Genomic DNA, 18,354 nt, shown 5'->3' on the forward strand with positions numbered 1-18,354 from the left:
GCGGGAAGTGAAGTAGCTGCGTATCCGCAGAAGGGCAGGGAACCTCTACCTGCCCTCTTTGCTATAGAAACAAGCCCGTTTGTGATTAGCTTTGCCGCTAAAAAATGCCGGAAGGTGCAGTCCCTTCCTGGGCATCTGGCTGGCCTGTGTCTATGAAGTTTTCCGTTATCATCCCCGTTTTCAACCGCCCCGACGAACTGCGTGAACTCTTGCTTAGTCTGACTCAGCAAACGTATTCAAACTTCGAGGTGCTGGTTATCGAAGACGGCTCGATTCTTACCGCTGAGCAGGTGGTACAGGACTTCAACGGCCAGTTAACCATCCGGTATTACGTTAAGCCGAACTCCGGGCAGGGCTTCACCCGGAATTTTGGTTTTGAGCGGGCCACAGGCGATTATTTCGTGATATTCGATTCCGACGCCCTCGTTCCCCCGCATTATTTCGCCGTCGTGAATCAACGATTAGAAACGGACTGGCTGGACGCCTATGGCGGTCCGGATGCGGCTCACCCTAAGTTTACACCTGTTCAGAAAGCCATTAGTTACTCCATGACCTCGCCCTTCACGACGGGCGGTATCCGGGGCAGCAGGAAAAACCTGGGCGGTACGTATCACCCGCGCAGCTTCAACATGGGGCTGTCGCGGAAAGTCTGGGAAACAATTGGGGGCTATAAACTCAGCCGCATGGGCGAGGATATCGAGTTCGCCATCCGCATCATCGAAAACGGCTTTAAAACCGGTCTGATCCCCGATGCCTTCATTTATCACAAACGTCGAACGAACTTCAGACAATTTTTTCGGCAGTTGCGGTTCTTTGGCCGGGCGCGTATCAACATCTCGCGCTACTATCCCCGTGAGCTAAAACTTGTTCACCTGTTTCCGGCACTGTTTACACTGTTCGTGTTTTCGGTACCAGTCTGGGTACTGGTCAACGGAACTTTGTTTGGGCTGGCGCTTGGTGTTTTGCTCGTATTTTCGGTACTTATCTTTCTCGATGCATCCCGTAAAGAAAACAGCCTTTACGTAGGTTTGCTGAGCGTGGCAGCCGCCTTTGTTCAACTGATCGGTTATGGAACTGGCTTCCTGAGTGAAGGCTGGAAACGGCTCCGGGAGCCCAAAGGCTTCCGGGAAACCGGTGCAACGATTGAATATCCGACGTAAAAAGGTCAGGCCCGGATAACCCCACGTTAACAACGCAACAGGATGCCGCGTTAAGAAAATTAATCCTGAAACTCTATCTATACAGCATGGCCAAAATTGCCAAACCGCCCGGTCAACAACTAGTTAAACGAATGAGTACCCGCACCAAGTGGCTGATTCTGGCGCCGTTGAGTCTGTTGCTGATTGGAGCCGGACTGTGCGTCCTGAGTGAGGCCAGTAATGCCAAGCATACGGGTGCGCCGTTTCGTCAGTGGTTTTTGTGGGGCACCTACGCGCTGATTCTGGTCAACGGCGGCCTGTCGCTGTTTGGCCAGGCCGTGCGGTACCGGGTGCAGCTCGACTACCGCCGGTTTGTACGCCGGGAGCTAAAGAAGCGTGAGCGGGACTGGAGCCGGATGCTCCAAAAACGAAAATCCTCACCGGGGCGGGGTGAGGATTGAGTTGAAAGCTGAATCGTAGCGGATTAAGCTTGTTTTTTCTCCGCGAACGAAGCTTTGATCGCTTCTACGTCAACGTTCTTGATGACCGGCTTACGCAGCAGTTGCTTGATAGCGGCCGTTTTGTTATTGGCGATGGCGCGGTTCCGGCGACCTTTACGCTTCAGTTCAGTTATTCCCATGATTATATCGTATGTTAACTTGTCGGTTCGATTTTAGGGTGCAAAAATAAGGATATTTATGACAGGATTAGAGGTTTGGTCGGTTTTTTTCTAAAGGCAGTGGTTGACCTGGGCCGAACACAGGTGCCAAACCGGGACTGACGCCGAGTAGGGAAAGTAACAAGAATCTGGTCAGCCCTGTCAATTCTGTACGGCTGTGCCTTAATTTTGCGGTATGCAAAAACCGACCTTACCCAAAGGTACCCGTGATTTCGGGCCGGAGCAGATGCGCAAACGGCTCTTTATTTTTGATACTATCCGCCAGACCTTCCAGCGGTTTGGCTTCCAGCCTTTAGAGACCCCGTCCATGGAAAACCTATCCGTGCTGATGGGGAAATACGGCGACGAAGGCGATCAGCTTCTGTTTAAAATTCTGAATTCCGGCGATTTTGCGGCTGGCCTGACCGAGCCCGATCTACAATCGGGCTCTAAAAATATAACTCCTAAGATTGCCGAAAAGGGATTACGGTATGACCTGACGGTGCCTTTTGCCCGTTACGTAGTGATGAACCGCCACGCCCTGCCGCTGCCCTTCAAACGGTATCAGATGCAGCCGGTGTGGCGGGCCGACCGTCCGCAGAAAGGCCGCTACCGCGAGTTCTACCAGTGCGACGCCGACGTGGTCGGGACGGATTCGCTGCTATGCGAGGCCGAGATTGTGCTGATGATCCACGAGGTGTTCCGGAATCTGAACATTCAGGACTTTACGCTCAAAATCAATAACCGGAAAATTCTGTCGGGGATTGCTGAGGTGATTGGACGGCCAGGGCAGGAGGGAACGCTGAGCGTGGCGATTGATAAACTGGATAAGATTGGCCGGGGGAAAGTGCTGGACGAACTGCGCGAGCGGGGTTTCTCTGACGACGCCATCACCAGCCTTGAGCCTTTGTTTGCTTTTGATGACCTCTCGACCGATCAGGTGCTAACTCAGCTCGAAACCTGGCTGGCTACGTCCGCTACGGCGCAACAGGGCATTACCGAACTACGCGAGACCCTCCAACTGGCCGCCCAGTACGGCCTGACGGATACGCACGTGCAGATTGACCCGACGCTGGCGCGGGGGCTGTCGTATTATACAGGCGCCATCTTTGAAGTAAAAGCCAACGGCGTATCCATCGGCAGCGTCAGTGGCGGTGGTCGTTACGATAACCTGACGGGCACGTTCGGCATGCCGGGGCTATCGGGGGTAGGTATTTCGTTTGGCGTCGACCGGATTTACGACGTAATGGACGAGCTGAACCTGTTTCCTGCCGGAGCCGGTCAGGGAACGCGGGTACTGATCGTGCCGTTCGATGCCGAGGCTCGTGCAGTGGCTCTGCCGCTATTGAGTCAGCTTCGGGCGTCGGGTGTGGCGGCCGAGGTGTATCCCGATCTGGTGAAGGTGAAAAAAATGCTTGATTACGCCAACGCCAAAGCCATTCCTTACGTCGTCCTGATCGGCTCGGAAGAAGTGCAGACGGGTGAGTTAACCGTCAAAAATATGCTGACCGGCGAGCAGCAGAAATTACGTAAAGACGATATTCTAGCGTTCATGCAGGAAAAGTCTGAGTAATCGTCAGTAGAAATAGAAGAAAACCCTCTGGCTAAACCCTGTTACGTGCAGGTTTGGCCAGAAGATTTTCTAAGCAACTAGTCGCCAGTTTACTCGGCAGTTGTTGGGTCGATGATGGTCGCTACTTCATTCACCGAATTCGCTGGAAAGCCGCCCTGACGGGCGTGTTCACGGACCATGTCGGCATTGGGGGCAATGTAAACGCAGTAGATTTTGTCGCCGGTTACGTAACTCTGTACCCATTGGATTTCCGGTCCCATATTCTGCAGGACACCACAGGAGGTTTGCGAAATACCTTTGAGTTGTTCAGACGTTAACGCACCGGCTCCCGGGATTTCCCGCTCAATTACATATTTAGGCATTGTTCAAGGTATTTAGTGTTTTCCTACTCGTCTGGCTTTTCGGTATCGCCCCGTTTTTTAAGTGGTCGCTGGATTCCACCATATCGTCTGGCTGCTGGTCTGCCAGCCGGACTCTGCTATTTTTCCGCTGAAATGACGATGGCTCCGTAGTCAATAGCCGTATTCGGGTATTTCTGATCGACTAAATCGAACACATCGTTCCGGATTTTCTGCTTCATAGCCTCAGCAGCCTTGCTCATGGCAGCAACTACCGGGGCCACTACGTCGTTCATGAACGTCCAGTAGGTTTCTTTATCACCGTACTTCACTTGACCGGTTATTTCCTGTTCTGAAATATTCTTCAGACCGGCCTTCCGGAACAGATCGGCAATGAAGCCCGGATTGCCGCAACGAAACATGCCCGGTGCGCCGGGTGGCGGAGCTGGCAACTGCATATGTTTGTTGAGGGTACTCATGGTAGCGGTCACCCAGAAATTTTTGTCGGGTGTGCTCCAGACCGCCGTAGCAATTCGGCCACCGGGCTTTAGTACCCGCGCCATTTCGTTGGCGGCCCGTTGCATATCGGGGAAAAACATAAACCCGAAGCGGCAACTGACCGCATCGAAGGTTTCATCGTCGAAGGGTAAGTCGCAGACGTCGCAGAGGACGGTTTCGTAATTGGTGATGCCTTTCTGGGCAGCCTTGTCGCGGGCTACGTCGAGCATCCCATCGGCCAGGTCCGTGATAACGACTTTTCCGTTTTTCACGATGGTGGCTATCGTCAGGCCCGGCTCACCGGTGCCGGCGGCAATATCGAGAACTGTATCCGTGTCGTTCAACTGAAGAGAATGGATAATCGCATCGCCCATGGGTCTCAGAAAATCCATGGTAAAGTCGTCCCATTTACGCCAGCCGGGCGAGAACTTGTTCCAGGTTTCTTTTTGCTGGTCCCGAATCTGTTCCATTTGTGCTTCCATAGCATCTGGGTTTAGTTGTTGATTACAAATGAACTCTGCTGCAAACGAGCCTGCCGTTACCGGGTCAGGGTAATGCTGAGCCCGTTCCGCAGCGTATTATGGATTTCGGCGATCTGGTCGGTGTATGTAATCAGAGCTTCAATATCAGCCGTTGGGGCGTCGGACATGACGTTGGCTGTGTAGTTGAAATTGGTGCCGGGCTCACCGGCTGCGCCAAAGTCGCCGGTAAACGCCACCTCTACGCCCGAAACCGGGATATTTCGTTTGGCGGCCTCCCGATAGATGTCGTTGCAGAAACAGGTCGCCAGGGATAGGAGCAGGAGTTCCCCACCATTTATGGACGAGCCAAAACCAGAGGGCTTGGGCGAAATCTGCAATTCCTTGACCGATTCATCGGTCCTGACGGTGATTTCATGCTGGTTGAAACTGCTTTTTATATTGGCGGAAATACGCATGCTTGTACTGGTCATTGGCAAACGGGAGTGGTCCTGAACAGAAAAACCTGGCTTGGCCGGCGTCTGAAAACGCACGTGCTGGAACCAAGGTTAAATAAAGCTGAAAAGTCAATTTGAGAGCTAAACTCTTGATTTACTGGTTATAGGAAGCCTAAGGATTGACGGAACGGACGGCGCGGTCCAGTCTATAGAGGTCAAATCCCGCTGCCCAATAGTCCTTTACTATTTCCCGAAGTTCGAAGCCAAAGCGCTCGTAGAATGGATAAACGAACTGGGATGTCCTGACTTCAATCGTCTTTACGCCGACAAGCTGCTGAATTTGCTGAATCCTGAATTTCGTCAGGGCGGAACCCAGCCCCTTACCCTGGCTTTGTGGATGAATAATGTCCCAGGATAACCGGACCGTAAGGCCATCGACCATGACGTTGAAGCCGCCACAGCCCTGTATGACGTTGTCAGTTTCCACTACGTAATAATGATCGCTGTGATCGTCCAGATAATAAAGCAGGTCCTGTTCTTCGTCCGGCGAAAAGTAATCCGGAGTGTTCAGCCGTAACAGATTTAGGATGTCGTTTCGGTCAGATGCCCTGTGGAGCCTGATTGTTATGTCGTTGGCCATCATGCCTTGTTTAGCTGCAGTCAGTACAAGTGTGTTAAGGTTTCTCGCCAACCGCTACGACCATTTCGCAGGGACCTTCGAACCCGTTTTCCGTTTCAAATTTCTGAAGTTCCTGCTCAATTTCCTCCCAGACCGACGCTTTCTCGGCGTCCGACAGGCTGCTCATCATCTGGTGCAAAGCGCCAAATGATTCTTTCTCAAATTTGACGCATTCGCTGGCGGAGCTAAGCTGCAGGGGCGAGTCAATCCGCTCGGTCCTGACGTTGCTGAACCCGGCATGCGTAAACGCCTGTTCGAGTACGCCTTCGGCGCCCAGACTGAACGGTCCCGGCTGACCCGGAAGGGGAGGAGGCAGCTTGGCCCGATTGCGGATAATAGAGACCGGAACCGAGAAAAACTTGTTCTTGTCTGGGGTTGAATACACTATGGCCGCCACTTTTCCACCTGGTTTTAGAACGCGCAGCATTTCCTTCAGCGCTCGTTGCTGATCAGGGAAATAAATCAGGCCCACCCGAGAGATCACGGCATCGAACGTTTCATCGTCAAGCGTCAGATTCTCGCCATCCATTACCTGAGTTTTTACGTTGTTTAGGCCGGCCTGTTGCGCCATTTGTTTGGCGTAATCCAGAATGTTGGACGAAATATCGGTTGCCAGCACATATCCGGAAGGTCCAACTCGCCTGGCGGTCGTGATGGACTGTTCACCGGCCCCAGCGGCAATATCCAGAACCCGGTGGCCGCTGCCAATACCGGCCATATCCAGCATTTTGTCGGTGGCTTTGCCGAGCCATTGATTGAGCGTAGAGCTCCACCGGTACCAGGCTTCAGCGGCTGTCTGCCACTGGTCGTGGGTAGTCTGTTTGTACTTAACCGGGTCAAATTGAGGGGTAGCGGTCGTTTCCATAGTATTATAGGTATAGGTTTATAGGTAGAGATATTTTCGTAAAAGACTACTTTATACATATCCTGAACCGGTACGCCATCGGTTAAGAAGCGATGTCGTACCGGTTCTGACGAACGAGTTACCGAAGAAAGCTGATCGTCTCAGCCAGCTTAATTCTTCAACTGGCTGAGACGATCTTCAATTCGCTGCTGCCGCTCGCGTAACTCCTGATTCGCCTGCTGTTGTTTGACCAGCAGTGCCCGTAACGTATCGAGCTGACTAGCCTGCGTAGCTAGCCGCTGATTTTCCTTCTGGAGTTCAATCAGGTGCAGGGTTAGCTCCTCAATTTTCTCCAGTAGTCTGGCGTCCATCTGCGCTACGTCAAGACCTTCCCGAACAACTTCCTGAGCCGAAGGCACACCCGGCAAGTGCTGATGCTGCTGGATATAGCGTTCCACCTCCGGCAGACTTCTAAGCTGATAATTCCGGTCAAACACCTTGTCGCTCCACTGATCGGTGCTGCTGACGGCCACCTTCACCTTTTCGGTCAGGATGCCCTGGCCGACATACAGACTATAACCCGTTGGCGTGCGGCTTACGCCTTTACCAATAACCACGCTCTGATTCTCAACGGCCTTTAGTAGGGGCCCCTGCTTCTGCCAGAAGACTTCGCTGACACCTTCCCGCGTGGTAGAACCGTTGGTAGAGCCCAGGATAAGGTTTCCAGAGCCATCGACCGTAAGAAACTTGGTGGCATTGGTTACACTGGCCGAGCTGGCACTGGTCAGGTTCTGCAGCCGAACCCCGGATGTATTGGCGGCTGCGCTCACGATGTGCAGTTTGTTAGACGGGGCGCTGGTGCCAATGCCCACGTTCGCATTGTCGCCCAGCACAACCGCGTTGGAGATATTCACCAGGGCGTTCGGACCAATGGCCGTGGCGTTGGTCAGGCTGCCGGCCCCGGCATCGGCCCGGAAACCCAGAAACAGGTTGGTATTTCCTCCACTGTTGAGCCGACCGCTTTCAAAACCAATGGCCACATTGTTGTCGCCATTCACCCGTGTTCCGTTGCCCGCGTTGGTGCCTAAATAGATGTTGTAGCCCCCGCTGGTGTTTTGCCCACCTGCATTATCGCCCAGAAAATAGTTGCCTGTGCCGATTGTATTACTGGACCCGGCGTTGGTGCCCAGCATGAAGTTCGACGAACCGGTGGTGTTGTTCTGTCCCGCCTGAACGCCCAGAAAGGTGTTGAACTGGCCACTGGTGTTGCTATAACCCGCGCGGAACCCGAAAAACATATTGGCCGTGCCGGTATTGTTGTAGCCGGCCAGGTAGCCCACGAACGTGTTCTGATTACCGCTCTGATTTAAATAGCCGCTCTGATAACCAATAAACGTGTTACCTGTTCCAGTTGTGGTATTATAGCCTGCCCGATACCCAAGAAAACTACTTTCGCTGGCCGTGATATTATAGCCGGCCTGATAACCCAGCATGGCATTTCTGGAGGCTGTGGTGCCGAAATAACCGGCGTCTCTGCCAACATAGGTGTTATCGGAGCCGGTGGTTGTTGAGCCGCCGGCAAACCGCCCTAAAAACACGTTGTTCGCGCCGGTTGTGTTGGCCTGACCGGCGGATGAACCCAGAAACACATTACTGACACCTTGCGTATTAAACCGGCCCGCCGAGCGACCGATCATGACGTTAGACTCACCACTTGTGTTTACGTAACCGGCATAGTTTCCCAAGAATACGTTATAACCACCCGTCATGGTATTGTTACCAGCGGTGGTTCCAACAATAACGTTTTCAGTACCGGGCGTTGGCGATGAAGGCGACGTAATAACCAGGTTGCCCTGAGCCTGTAGTTCAAGCGTTGCTGCGGATAAAAGCAGAAGCAAGTAGATCTTTTTCATGTGTTCTGGTAAAGGTTGATTAAGAAGTAAGCCCAATAAAAAAGTCAGCCGTTATCAGCTGACTGAAAAATAGATGAGCGCGATAGAGAAACGTCTCGTTTTTTGTGTGAAACGACCTGCCTTTTAGTTATCGGTTAACGTATATAGGTATAATTAACTTTTCGGGGCCTACTAACCGGAATAGGTGTCTGTAAATTCGTTTACACGTGCCTGCTTCGTTTCGGTTGAGCGCGTTGCCAGCACGTCCCGCACAGGTGTCCATCGGATAGCGGGGTACCGGTCATTGTCAAGCGGCTCTAATTTAGGTTGACCGGAAAGCATATTGTGTAGGTACTGCATCCCCTGCCAGGCCGGAAACACTTCGGTCGGTTGCGGAAACAACGTCCGGGTTACGGTAATCATGGTTTTAAGAAAGCCCAGCCCACCGACTCGTAACAGGCCAAACGGCTCTCCGGTTGCCTCACTGGCGGCCTGCTGTAACTCCCGAATGGTAGCCACCTGACCCGCGATACGAAGATATCGGGGGGTGGCTGGATCGAGAGCGGCAGCAGCCGTAAAGGCGGCTGTATCCTGAATCGTTGTAAAGTCCAGGGGCTGATCGGGATTACCCCAGTAAATGATCCGGTTGAGTCCGAACTGAACCAGGGGCGCCTGCCCGGTCAGCAGATCGGTGAACATACCGTTCAGGATGGACGTAGCGGCTATGGGCGCTTTGTCCAGCCGCTCGCCGAACGCCCGGCGGAGGTCGAGGTTGCGGTTGAGGCCGGGGGGCAGCTTTGTATAATCGATGGAATAATCAGAGGGAATAAACCGGGGAACGCCAGCTTCAACTGCGGCCTGGAGCAGGCGCGTCTGCACGCCAATCAGTACGTCCTGTAGTCCTGACAAGGCCGAAACGACGCAGGCCCCGCCCGAGCAGGCTTGGGTCAGCTCGGAAACGTCGTTGTAATCGACCTTGAGGATGGACGCGCCCTGCTTACATAAGAAGTTGATTTGTGAGCTGGCGCTTCCCCGTCGGACCAGCGCCCGGACCGTAGCTCCGCGTTGCAGCAGATGCTGAGCAATCTGGTGGCCGAGTTCGCCTGTAGCGCCAGCCAGAATAATTACCTGGTTTTTATTTCTGATTTCGTTTGAATGCATAGCGTTGAGTCTGAAAATCCGGATGTGAGACTCCGGAAGAATTACAATAGCAGGCTCAACGCTATGTTTCAATAAAAAGTTACCATATAGAACTGGCTACAACCAAAGGTTAAGCGGACTTTACCACTTTTATCCGGCTTTCAAACGTTCGTATGACCTCATTCAATTTCGTCAGCAGGATTTTGGTATCAATATCCAGGGATGGGCGTTTCCAGCCGTTCGTAGCCTGCTCGGGATTATATTGGGGCCAGAATACAGAATTATAAAAATAGTCCCAGGGTTTGCGAATCAATTCGTCGTCGGTGTATACGAGTAATTGTTTCTTTGCTTCATCCTGATGGCAGTAATCGCCATACAGGTTTATGAAAGTGACATATTCCTCAAGAACCAGACTGGTAATAACGCCTTTTTCCAGGGATGTTATAATATATCCTACGTCGCAGACGCTATTGGCTTCGGGCTCGAATGTCTCCAGATCGGCGAGCCATGAATCCACCTTGCCAAAACGTAAGAGAGTATCGCTCTGGTTGAGTAGAGCTGTTTTTAACTCGGATAGGGAATCTGTAGCGAAAATCTCGCCGGTCTGAAAGATCACAAATCGATCGGTCTGCTCTTCGTCCGTATCCATATACAAGACAAAAAACAAGGGATTATCGTACGTTGGCGAGTTGTATTGGATGATCCAGGTCAAATAATGCTGACACAGATCATCAAACGTTTTTATGTCGTTCTGCTGAGCCATAGCGAAAGGCAGGAGAAACGAAAAGGCTTTGCCAGCCCAGTTCTACCAGCCTTGCCTCGTTGACCTGGCCGAAGACAGTGGCGTTTACCTGATAACTGTCCGAGAAATCCCCATGGATTTCCTAGCCTGTTTTCTACGTGGTGGGCTAATGAAGGGGAATAGCCAAAGTTTTGACCAAAAATGACGAAAGCGAGACATCGCTACATCGCTTCCATCTGCTACCTAAATATCAGGAAACTGGTATAAGCTGTTTTATCTATCAATAAATCGTCTGTGGTAATTGATTTGGCCTAAGTGGTAGGTTAAGTGAGTAGCCAGATGCACCAACAAATATTCGAAAGAGGTTACTTCTTCAAACACCAGAATAGGATATTCAGTCGGTAAATCAGTTTCGTTCAGTTTATCAAGCGATTGATTGACGACCAGAATTGTCTGGTCAATTTTATGGAGCAATTCGGTTCGGGAGACATTTTTTAATGAAAACTCCGATTCCCTATTTCTTATATAACCCGTCTTGCCAATTTCCTGTCCGATATACGTATTCAGGTTACCAACCAGATGCAGACAAAGGTTACCGGCAGAGTTAGCAATGTCGCCTTCCGTTTCCCAAATGTTTTCCGCCTGTTTGTATAACTCGATTTCGTTACGTAGCCTGGTCAAATCTCGCGTGAATAATGACTGCAAGGTTTTGATCAACATCTATTTATTTCGTTGAAGGTTAGTTATGTGCTGCGGTTGGCTGGGTCGGCCAAGGGATGGCCGCAAACGGCCTGGAAATGGAGTCACTTCTGTAAAAATTTGTTTGTGTCTACCAGGTTGTATTCGTCATCATCACGAAAGATGCTTTTCAGCGAACCGATATGCGCAGCGCCAATGATCAATAAGACTCGTTTGGCTCTGGTTTTCATTTGAGTGGTAACGATGTTGGAATATATTTTGTAATCTCTATTTTTAAAAATAGAAGTGAGTTCTGCACCAATGTACTTCGGGTTGATAAATGCCGTGTCGACCATAGCATCCGGGTTTTTGAAAGTCCCGTTTGTTACGCGTAATGGCGTTATGTATCGTAGACGGTACACTTTATTGTAAGTGCTGGGCTGATTTATGAAGGCCAGGTAGTCCTTCAATGATAGCTTATTTTCCTCGAACGCGCTTATCTTTTCCATCACCATCGCTCTTAGGGCGCGGCCCTCTTCTTTGTACAGGTTTATGTTGTCACCATTATCCAGAATGCTCTGGGAGGTCCCGCCGGGGGCGTTTACACAGTATATTTTGGGTAATCTCAATTGCCTGGCCAGGCGAAAGGCTAATTGATATACTTCGCTTCTGCCATCCTCTATATCCTCAAGGTTTATTTTATCCGAAACGTAAAGCGCATATAAACTGTCTATTTTCTGCTGGTTTTCAGGTAGGACTTCAACTAGTATCTGGTCAGGGTTATACCGTATAACCGACGCTATAAACTCGTTGATTTCTTTTTGGCGCTGAGGGAGTAGAACATCCGTATTGGGATTACTACTCTTGTAGAGTTGACTAAAATGGTCCGATCCCAAGAGCATAATATCCGTTTTCTGGCTATACGCTGAAAAGGAGCAGGCTAAAGAAACTAGTGCTGCGAAAAAGACAAACCTAATTTGCATTTTCAAAAGGTTGATTGAGCACAACGTTGAAGCATTGGCGTTGTGGCGATATTCCGTAATTCATCAGCCCGGTACCGATGGTAAATAAAATTACAAAGATAAATTAATGAAAAGTTCTCTACGTAGTCACGTCGCGCCCGATGCAGCTGAGCAGCGAATAGAACGACGAGTATATATTGTCAGCCGCCATAGCGCCTAACCAATGTTGTATGCAGCCCTTTTGGTCAGCGTCGCCAATTTATTTCGGGGAATTTAATCTAAATCTATAGACATCAACCTGTTGAACTGCTTCCAGAAACTTTTAAATTAATTTCAGAGTTTACTTTCAATTGTGAGTTATGTTCAGATTTTATAGAAGTTGGAATGGCCTTTAATTTATGCTGAATTACATCGTAAAAAATTGCATATTCGTTATTTACCAAACAAATCAGTTGAAAGAAGAAGTCAGTCAACTTATCAGATGCATATTCAATATTCATGTCAGTGGCGTCATTCCAGAGGTATTGGTTGTCATCCCATGCGGCCCCACTGATAATACTTGTTTTCAAGAACGGAATTTTTAACAGACCGAGATCATCAAATAGCAAAGGAACTTTTTTTCCGTGAATTACAATACTCCTTGCTTCATAAAACTTGTGGATTGATTCTATGAATTTCCGATTATCATAGTCCAAAGCATCAGATGCTTTAATTGCTGTATCGTGAATTCTTCCCAGTAGAGCAAATGCCGTAATGAACGCTTTATTAAATTCGATATAACTATTAAAGGTTGTAATGCTTTGTTCAAGTATTTTGCTTTCAAGGATATTATGAGTCATGAAAAAAGACTCCAAAACAGTGTAACTGTTTTCAGCAAAATGTTTTCTTTTCTTTTCGTCGGGGTAATTTGGTAAATCTGCGATTGATTCATTTCCTTTGTTTCCGATAAAAATGCTCCAGACGCTCTCATAATAAGGGAAATAACTCCTTATTAACATTGTCGCTTCCTTTTCAAGAAGGTCTCCGTGGTCCTGTACGTTATAACTCATAGAGCTCAATTTAAACAAATGTTCCTATAGGGTTACATACAACGTTAAAGTATTGATGACGTGGCGGTATTCTTTGTTTCGTCCGCTCGGTACCGCTGCTGATTAAAGATAAAAAAGCTCATTGTTTATTCTTCTTCCTGGCGTTATTCGTCTGCTGAAACCGATGCCGATTAGTGAACAAAAAGCTGAGGATATATTCGTCGCCCCGCCATATTGTCAATGCAATGTTAGGCACAGTTATTTTTTGTCTCCCTCAACAAGCTTTGTAAATAATGCAACCCAAGAATTTTTAAGCTCGGCTGGCACACCTTCCATTATTTTTTCAAATCGATTCTGAGCAACTCTTGCAACTTCTACTTTCCAGCCTTCGGCAAGTGTAATATTATTTTTACCCGCCCAAGCTTCTATTTGATTTACGATAGGCAAACCTTTTTGATAATCATCTTCAAAATATTGGTCACTTCTATACATTCTATCAATAATTGAGATTAGGCTCTTAGGTGGCATCAAATCTTCAATTTCAAACTCACCTTCTGATAAAAACTGTGAAACTTCTAAGACTTTATCTTTCTCATCTCGATACCTACCATTTATAAGTTGTTTTAAATAGTCCTTTCCTGTTTTGTCAGAGTCTAATAACACGAACGGTAAGGAATCATCTCTTGAAGAAACCAATTTTGTTACTGGTGCCATTCCTCTAACACCACCTGTCGGAATAAAAACTATCTCTTTTGAATTTTTAAGTTCGCCAATGCTTATGAGATGTCGTTTAATTAGACTTAAATAAATCTGGTCACTAGGTCCTTCCACGAGTACAGGTAAGCAACCTAAGAGTAACGTATCTGAAACAGTCAAGCCAAGTGCTGCGTGAACAGGATAAATTGACTTTGCGGCATCTGCTTCATTATACCTCAAGTTGGAAGAAATTTTTGTTCGTCCTGTTTCTGTGTCAACATATACAGCTTTGACATTACTTAGATTATCCATGTCGACAAGGAAAGGCGAATGAGAGGTATAAATTAACTGATTGTCCTCAGACAATTTTCTGAAAAATTTAGCCAAGTCGAATTGAGCGATAGGATGCAATGATAAACCAGGCTCGTCTAAAAGTAGAATAGTGTTGCTATGTCCTTCTTTAGTCTCTACTAAGAATACAAGAAAAAAACTGAAGAACCATTGTAGTCCTCTACTTCGTCCTTCTAATTCGATTGGTTCTGGTCTAAGTTTGTCCGAAACGTTTATTCTGAAATGGTGTCCGTCAGCTTCAAATGCGAAAATGTAATCTCCTTGTAACCACCACTTTTTAAAACTTAACGTTAACTGTGTAGCTGCAGAACGTAACAAAATCCCTCTTTCTCTTTTCTTGTCTGCCCATTCTCTAATTTCTTCTTCAGAAAGGTCTTGCTCTTCTGTACTAACTATCTGGTTATTATAATTCATCTTCTGAATTACAATTTTTCTATCGTTGCCAAGTTCGTAAATTTCTTTTGGTGAGAGCTTTACGTACTTAAACAATACGTCTAACGTCCTGGCTTTTGCTCTTGCAGATTCCGATAAATCGTCTCTTTCAAAATCTTCTATTACCCTAGGTAGAAAAATTTCACTGTCAAGATTTCCATAATCAGAATAGTAAACGAATTTTGGAATCTCTCTAATTACCCTTTCTCGAATTTCCTTGGTTGTCTCTATTGGCTTACCTTCAAACGCTTCAAGGAACTTTTGGATATGTGATATTAAATGGGTCTGAAAGTATTCTGGCAAATTTTTTTTCTTTCCAAAATTTTGTTGAATAAAAGTTTGGGTGGCATTTATAATATCTTCTGCTTCTTTTTTTGAAAAAAAATTTTCTGGAATTTCGTCAAGCAGGTTAGTATTAAATGTTTTGATAGTCTTTTGAAGGTCAGCAGACTCCTTAGTAAAAACTTCGTCGTTAAAAAGTTTATCGTTAAATGAAGTAATAATTTCTTTCAGTCGGTCAACTGAATATGAATCAATTTTTGAATAAGGGAAAGTAACGTAATACGAACCTTTGTACATTCTTCGTACCAACACACGCCTAATTTGCTCAATATCACAACCCAACTGTTTTGCAATATCATTTTGAAATTTCTCATCCAAAATAAAATCTGCTGCTATAAAGACATCCTCACTATGCTTATCTGCTTTATAACGACTGTATAGGTGCCTTGGGAAGTCGTCCAAAGGAACGATAGGTTCTGCGTTTGCGGGATTAAGTTTCCAAAGTGCAATCAACAAATTTGTCTTACCTGCTTCGTTTGTGCCAACCAAACATGTATTGTCGGATACTTCAATCCAATCACTTTCTTCGATTGAACGAAAGTTGTAAACTTTAAACCTGTCAAGTGTTGTCGCCATATATAATTTTAGGGTGTCTTATAATTGTGCCTAACGTCTATCGGCTTAGCGTTCGGTGGGGTATTTTACAACGTCCAGCCGATAACGGAAGCTGAATAGAACTTATGATGATGAAATTAAGAACTAAAGGTGAATGGAATTACGTCTGACCGAACAAAAGCTGATAGCAATTTGCAGATGAGAATTTATTCGTCGAGCCCCACTGACGCCAAACCGCTGTTAGCCGCATACTTCAGTCAAGATATATTTGTGTGATTTGTCTAAGTCTTTCCAAGCTAGATTATATGAATGATTTAGCGTCACAGTTTTAAGTGCTTTTTTTTCCTCGTCTTTTCCAGTAGGTTTCATAATTTGTCCACATAAGCAATCAAAAGGTGGTCGGAAAAATTTATACGGTGACACCACGCCTTTTCCAGCCCAAAAATCTTTGTTGTCAGCTAGAAATAACGAAAAGCAACGGTCAAAACCCAATGCTTTTAATTGTTCTAAGAACATGAGGTCTTCGCACACTTCAAACATTCTTTCGGGGACTTTTCCTTGTTGTCTCGTTGAATACTTCAACTCTATTACGGTCTTGTGTGATTTGTCCGGTGTATATATAACGATGTCGATTTCCCTTTTACGTACATTGGTTTTTTGTACGGTAAAAAATGACACATTTCTTTCGAGTTGTATTTTTAATCCTGTCCCATGTAATTTTTGTCTCAAGAAGATAGCCATTTCGTGTTGTAGTCCTGGCTCATTATACAATTCTACCTGTTCGTCTCGGCAATAATTTAGAAAGTCAACAATCAATTCCTTCGGGTCTGTCATTTTAAGTTGCGGCTAACTTGTAAATATATGAACTTTTTTGGTTCTATTGGTTATAGAACTAGCCTTGTGGGGATTTTTAGGGTAGAAATTATTATAGTACATAAGTTCTTGTAAGTCAGATAGTTGTTTTTAGGGTAATTGGTGTTCTGTTGATAAAAATACAAAATACGAAGTGCGTATTTTGTATTGTTGTTTTTCTAAACAATACAAAATACGCACTTCGTCAATGACTCTATATTGACCTGATTGACGCTGGCTTTTTAGATTCTTCTATCGGTATTGCCTGGCATCCCCTTACGGTTTTGAGGTGTGTGTCATTACGTTCAAAACTCAGCAAGACTCCTTCGTCAAGTTACCATCTACATTCCGCCAGATGCCCAGAGGGTTGGCGTTCTGGAGGGCTAGTGGCAGGAGGGCGTCCGGAAAGCTCTGATACGTAACGGGCCGGACGAACCGCAGAATGGCACCCGAACCCACGGAGGTCGTGCGGCTGTCCGACGTAGCCGGGAAGGGGCCGCCATGGGTCATGGCTTCGCAGACTTCTACGCCCGTGGGGTAGCCGCCAAACAGCACCCGTCCCGCTTTGGTCTGAAGCAGCGTCACCCAGTCAACCGACGATTGCCGGAGTTCGTCGGGCGTGGCAAACAGCGTCGCGGTCAACTGGCCTTCGAGCGATTGCAGGCAGTCGGCGAGTTCGGCTTCGGTCTGGCAGATGACCACCAGCGACGAAGGACCAAAAATCTCCTGGCTCAGGTCCGTGTTGCTCAGAAACAGCGGTGCCGTTGTCGTCAGCACCGCCGACCGGCCTTCGGTCCGTTCGTCGTCGGCTTCGGTTTCGGCTTCAGCCAGCACGTGAACACCGGGCAGGACCCGAATCTGCTGGACGCCTTTTTTATAGGCCGAGTGAATACCCGCGTTGAGCATGGTCGCCGGGGCCGACGCCCGAATTTTCTCCGCTACGGTTTCCAGAAAGCTCTCCGTCAGGGGTGAGTCGAGCAGGAAAACCAGACCGGGATTGGTGCAGAACTGCCCGACGCCCAGCGTTACCGACGCAGCCAGTCCGGCGGCTACTTTCTCGCATACACTCGTACCCGCCTGATCGCTGATGCCCCCCGGCAGAATCACCACCGGGTTCACCGCGCTCATCTCGGCATAGACTGGAATCGGTTCGGGCCGTTCCTGCGCCACTTTCAGCAGGGCAAGACCACCACGCCGGGAGCCCGTAAAGCCAACGGCCTTTACGTCCGGATGGGCTACCAATGCCTGCGCTACTTCGTTGTCGGCGTGCAGGAGCGAGAAAATGCCATCGGGCATGCCCGTTTTCCGGGCGGCTTCAATAATAGCCTGTCCCGCCAGCGACGACGTACCGGGATGCGACGGATGCGCCTTGACAATGACCGGACAGCCAGCCGCCAGCGCCGAGGCCGTATCGCCCCCTGCTACCGAAAATGCCAGTGGGAAATTGCTGGCCCCGAACACGACCACCGGACCCAGCGGCACCAGCATCCGGCGCAGGTCCGGACGGGGCAGCGGTTGCCGGTCGGGGAGAGCTGGATTGATGCGGGCGTCCACCCACGAGCCTTCGCGCAGGAGACTGGCGAACATCCGAAGCTGACCCGTAGTCCGGCCGCGCTCGCCGGTGATACGTCCCGTTGGCAGCCCGCTTTCCAGGACGGCCCGCTCAATGAGCTCGTCGCCCAACGCTTCGATTTCGGCCGCTATGGCGTCCAGGAAGTCGGCCCGCTGGCCGGGGTGCAGTTTGCCATAGGCCGCAAACGCAGCTACGGCCTTCCCGACCGCCTGGTCGGCCTGCTCGACCGTTACGTTAGTAAACTCGTCGGAGAGATAGGCATGGCTGGCGGGCGCAAACGCCTGAAACGAGTCGCCTTCGCCTAAAACGGCCTCATGGCCGATGAAATTCATGTTGAGTTGAGCCTGAGTAGCTTGCATGGAGCTGAGAATTGGACTGGTTAGCTGGTTATTAATGCAGAGGCACAAAGAACCCGAGTCTGGCTTGCCCCTACGGTATCCTTTGTGCCTCTGTAACGTAAAGAGTT

18 protein-coding genes are annotated in these 18,354 nt (G+C 48.5%); 3 read left to right on the forward strand and 15 right to left on the reverse strand.

The window, feature by feature from the left end:
* Positions 1-152: 152 nt before the first annotated feature.
* Positions 153-1,160 (forward strand): glycosyltransferase, encoded by a 1,008-nt coding sequence (locus HNV11_RS10950; RefSeq protein WP_171739701.1) that lies wholly within the window; start codon positions 153-155, stop codon positions 1,158-1,160.
* Between the two features lie 86 nt (positions 1,161-1,246).
* Positions 1,247-1,600 (forward strand): hypothetical protein, encoded by a 354-nt coding sequence (locus tag HNV11_RS10955; protein ID WP_171739702.1) that lies wholly within the window; start codon positions 1,247-1,249, stop codon positions 1,598-1,600.
* A 23-nt stretch (positions 1,601-1,623) separates the two neighbouring features.
* On the opposite strand, the gene HNV11_RS10960 is transcribed toward HNV11_RS10955, so the two are convergent.
* Entirely contained in the window at positions 1,624-1,779 is a 156-nt protein-coding gene (locus tag HNV11_RS10960) for a hypothetical protein (protein ID WP_171739703.1), read from the reverse strand.
* Between the two features lie 214 nt (positions 1,780-1,993).
* Between HNV11_RS10960 and hisS the strand changes: the two genes are divergently transcribed.
* Positions 1,994-3,370 carry a histidine--tRNA ligase gene (hisS, locus tag HNV11_RS10965; RefSeq protein WP_171739704.1) on the forward strand — a complete coding sequence of 459 codons (1,377 nt, stop codon included), beginning with the start codon at positions 1,994-1,996 and terminating at the stop codon, positions 3,368-3,370.
* Between the two features lie 89 nt (positions 3,371-3,459).
* Here hisS and HNV11_RS10970 read toward each other — a convergent pair whose 3' ends face one another.
* From HNV11_RS10970 to HNV11_RS11035, 14 genes are all read right to left on the reverse strand, one after another.
* Entirely contained in the window at positions 3,460-3,732 is a 273-nt protein-coding gene (locus HNV11_RS10970) for a DUF4242 domain-containing protein (protein WP_171739705.1), read from the reverse strand.
* A gap of 116 nt (positions 3,733-3,848) precedes the next feature.
* The gene (locus HNV11_RS10975) at positions 3,849-4,688 is read right to left on the reverse strand and encodes a class I SAM-dependent methyltransferase (RefSeq protein ID WP_171739706.1); all 840 of its coding nucleotides are present in this window, start codon (positions 4,686-4,688) and stop codon (positions 3,849-3,851) included.
* Between the two features lie 56 nt (positions 4,689-4,744).
* Positions 4,745-5,143 carry an OsmC family protein gene (locus HNV11_RS10980; RefSeq protein WP_171739707.1) on the reverse strand — a complete coding sequence of 133 codons (399 nt, stop codon included), beginning with the start codon at positions 5,141-5,143 and terminating at the stop codon, positions 4,745-4,747.
* Positions 5,144-5,294: 151 nt separating this feature from the next.
* A complete protein-coding gene (locus HNV11_RS10985) occupies positions 5,295-5,765 on the reverse strand; it encodes a GNAT family N-acetyltransferase (RefSeq protein ID WP_240163935.1) in 471 nt (156 codons plus the stop codon).
* A 31-nt stretch (positions 5,766-5,796) separates the two neighbouring features.
* Entirely contained in the window at positions 5,797-6,666 is an 870-nt protein-coding gene (locus HNV11_RS10990; protein WP_171739708.1) for a class I SAM-dependent methyltransferase, read from the reverse strand.
* A gap of 149 nt (positions 6,667-6,815) precedes the next feature.
* Entirely contained in the window at positions 6,816-8,558 is a 1,743-nt protein-coding gene (locus tag HNV11_RS10995) for a cell division protein ZapB (protein WP_171739709.1), read from the reverse strand.
* 171 nt (positions 8,559-8,729) lie between these two features.
* Positions 8,730-9,698 (reverse strand): NmrA family NAD(P)-binding protein, encoded by a 969-nt coding sequence (locus HNV11_RS11000; protein ID WP_171739710.1) that lies wholly within the window; start codon positions 9,696-9,698, stop codon positions 8,730-8,732.
* 109 nt (positions 9,699-9,807) lie between these two features.
* On the reverse strand, positions 9,808-10,440 hold the full coding sequence (locus HNV11_RS11005) for a hypothetical protein (protein WP_171739711.1): 633 nt from the start codon (positions 10,438-10,440) through the stop codon (positions 9,808-9,810).
* Positions 10,441-10,692: 252 nt separating this feature from the next.
* Complete coding sequence (locus HNV11_RS11010; protein ID WP_171739712.1) at positions 10,693-11,139, reverse strand: DUF1572 family protein; 447 nt, start codon at positions 11,137-11,139, stop codon at positions 10,693-10,695.
* Positions 11,140-11,222: 83 nt separating this feature from the next.
* Positions 11,223-12,080, reverse strand: a complete 858-nt coding sequence (locus HNV11_RS11015; RefSeq protein ID WP_171739713.1) for a DUF5694 domain-containing protein — start codon at positions 12,078-12,080, stop codon at positions 11,223-11,225.
* 272 nt (positions 12,081-12,352) lie between these two features.
* The gene (locus HNV11_RS11020; protein ID WP_171739714.1) at positions 12,353-13,108 is read right to left on the reverse strand and encodes a hypothetical protein; all 756 of its coding nucleotides are present in this window, start codon (positions 13,106-13,108) and stop codon (positions 12,353-12,355) included.
* A gap of 237 nt (positions 13,109-13,345) precedes the next feature.
* Positions 13,346-15,484 (reverse strand): AAA family ATPase, encoded by a 2,139-nt coding sequence (locus HNV11_RS11025; protein ID WP_171739715.1) that lies wholly within the window; start codon positions 15,482-15,484, stop codon positions 13,346-13,348.
* A gap of 219 nt (positions 15,485-15,703) precedes the next feature.
* A complete protein-coding gene (locus HNV11_RS11030) occupies positions 15,704-16,297 on the reverse strand; it encodes a hypothetical protein (RefSeq protein ID WP_171739716.1) in 594 nt (197 codons plus the stop codon).
* A 330-nt stretch (positions 16,298-16,627) separates the two neighbouring features.
* Positions 16,628-18,247, reverse strand: a complete 1,620-nt coding sequence (locus tag HNV11_RS11035) for an aldehyde dehydrogenase (NADP(+)) (protein ID WP_171739717.1) — start codon at positions 18,245-18,247, stop codon at positions 16,628-16,630.
* Between the last annotated feature and the right edge of the window lie 107 nt (positions 18,248-18,354).

Source organism: Spirosoma taeanense (assembly GCF_013127955.1).
GTDB lineage: Bacteria > Bacteroidota > Bacteroidia > Cytophagales > Spirosomataceae > Spirosoma > Spirosoma taeanense.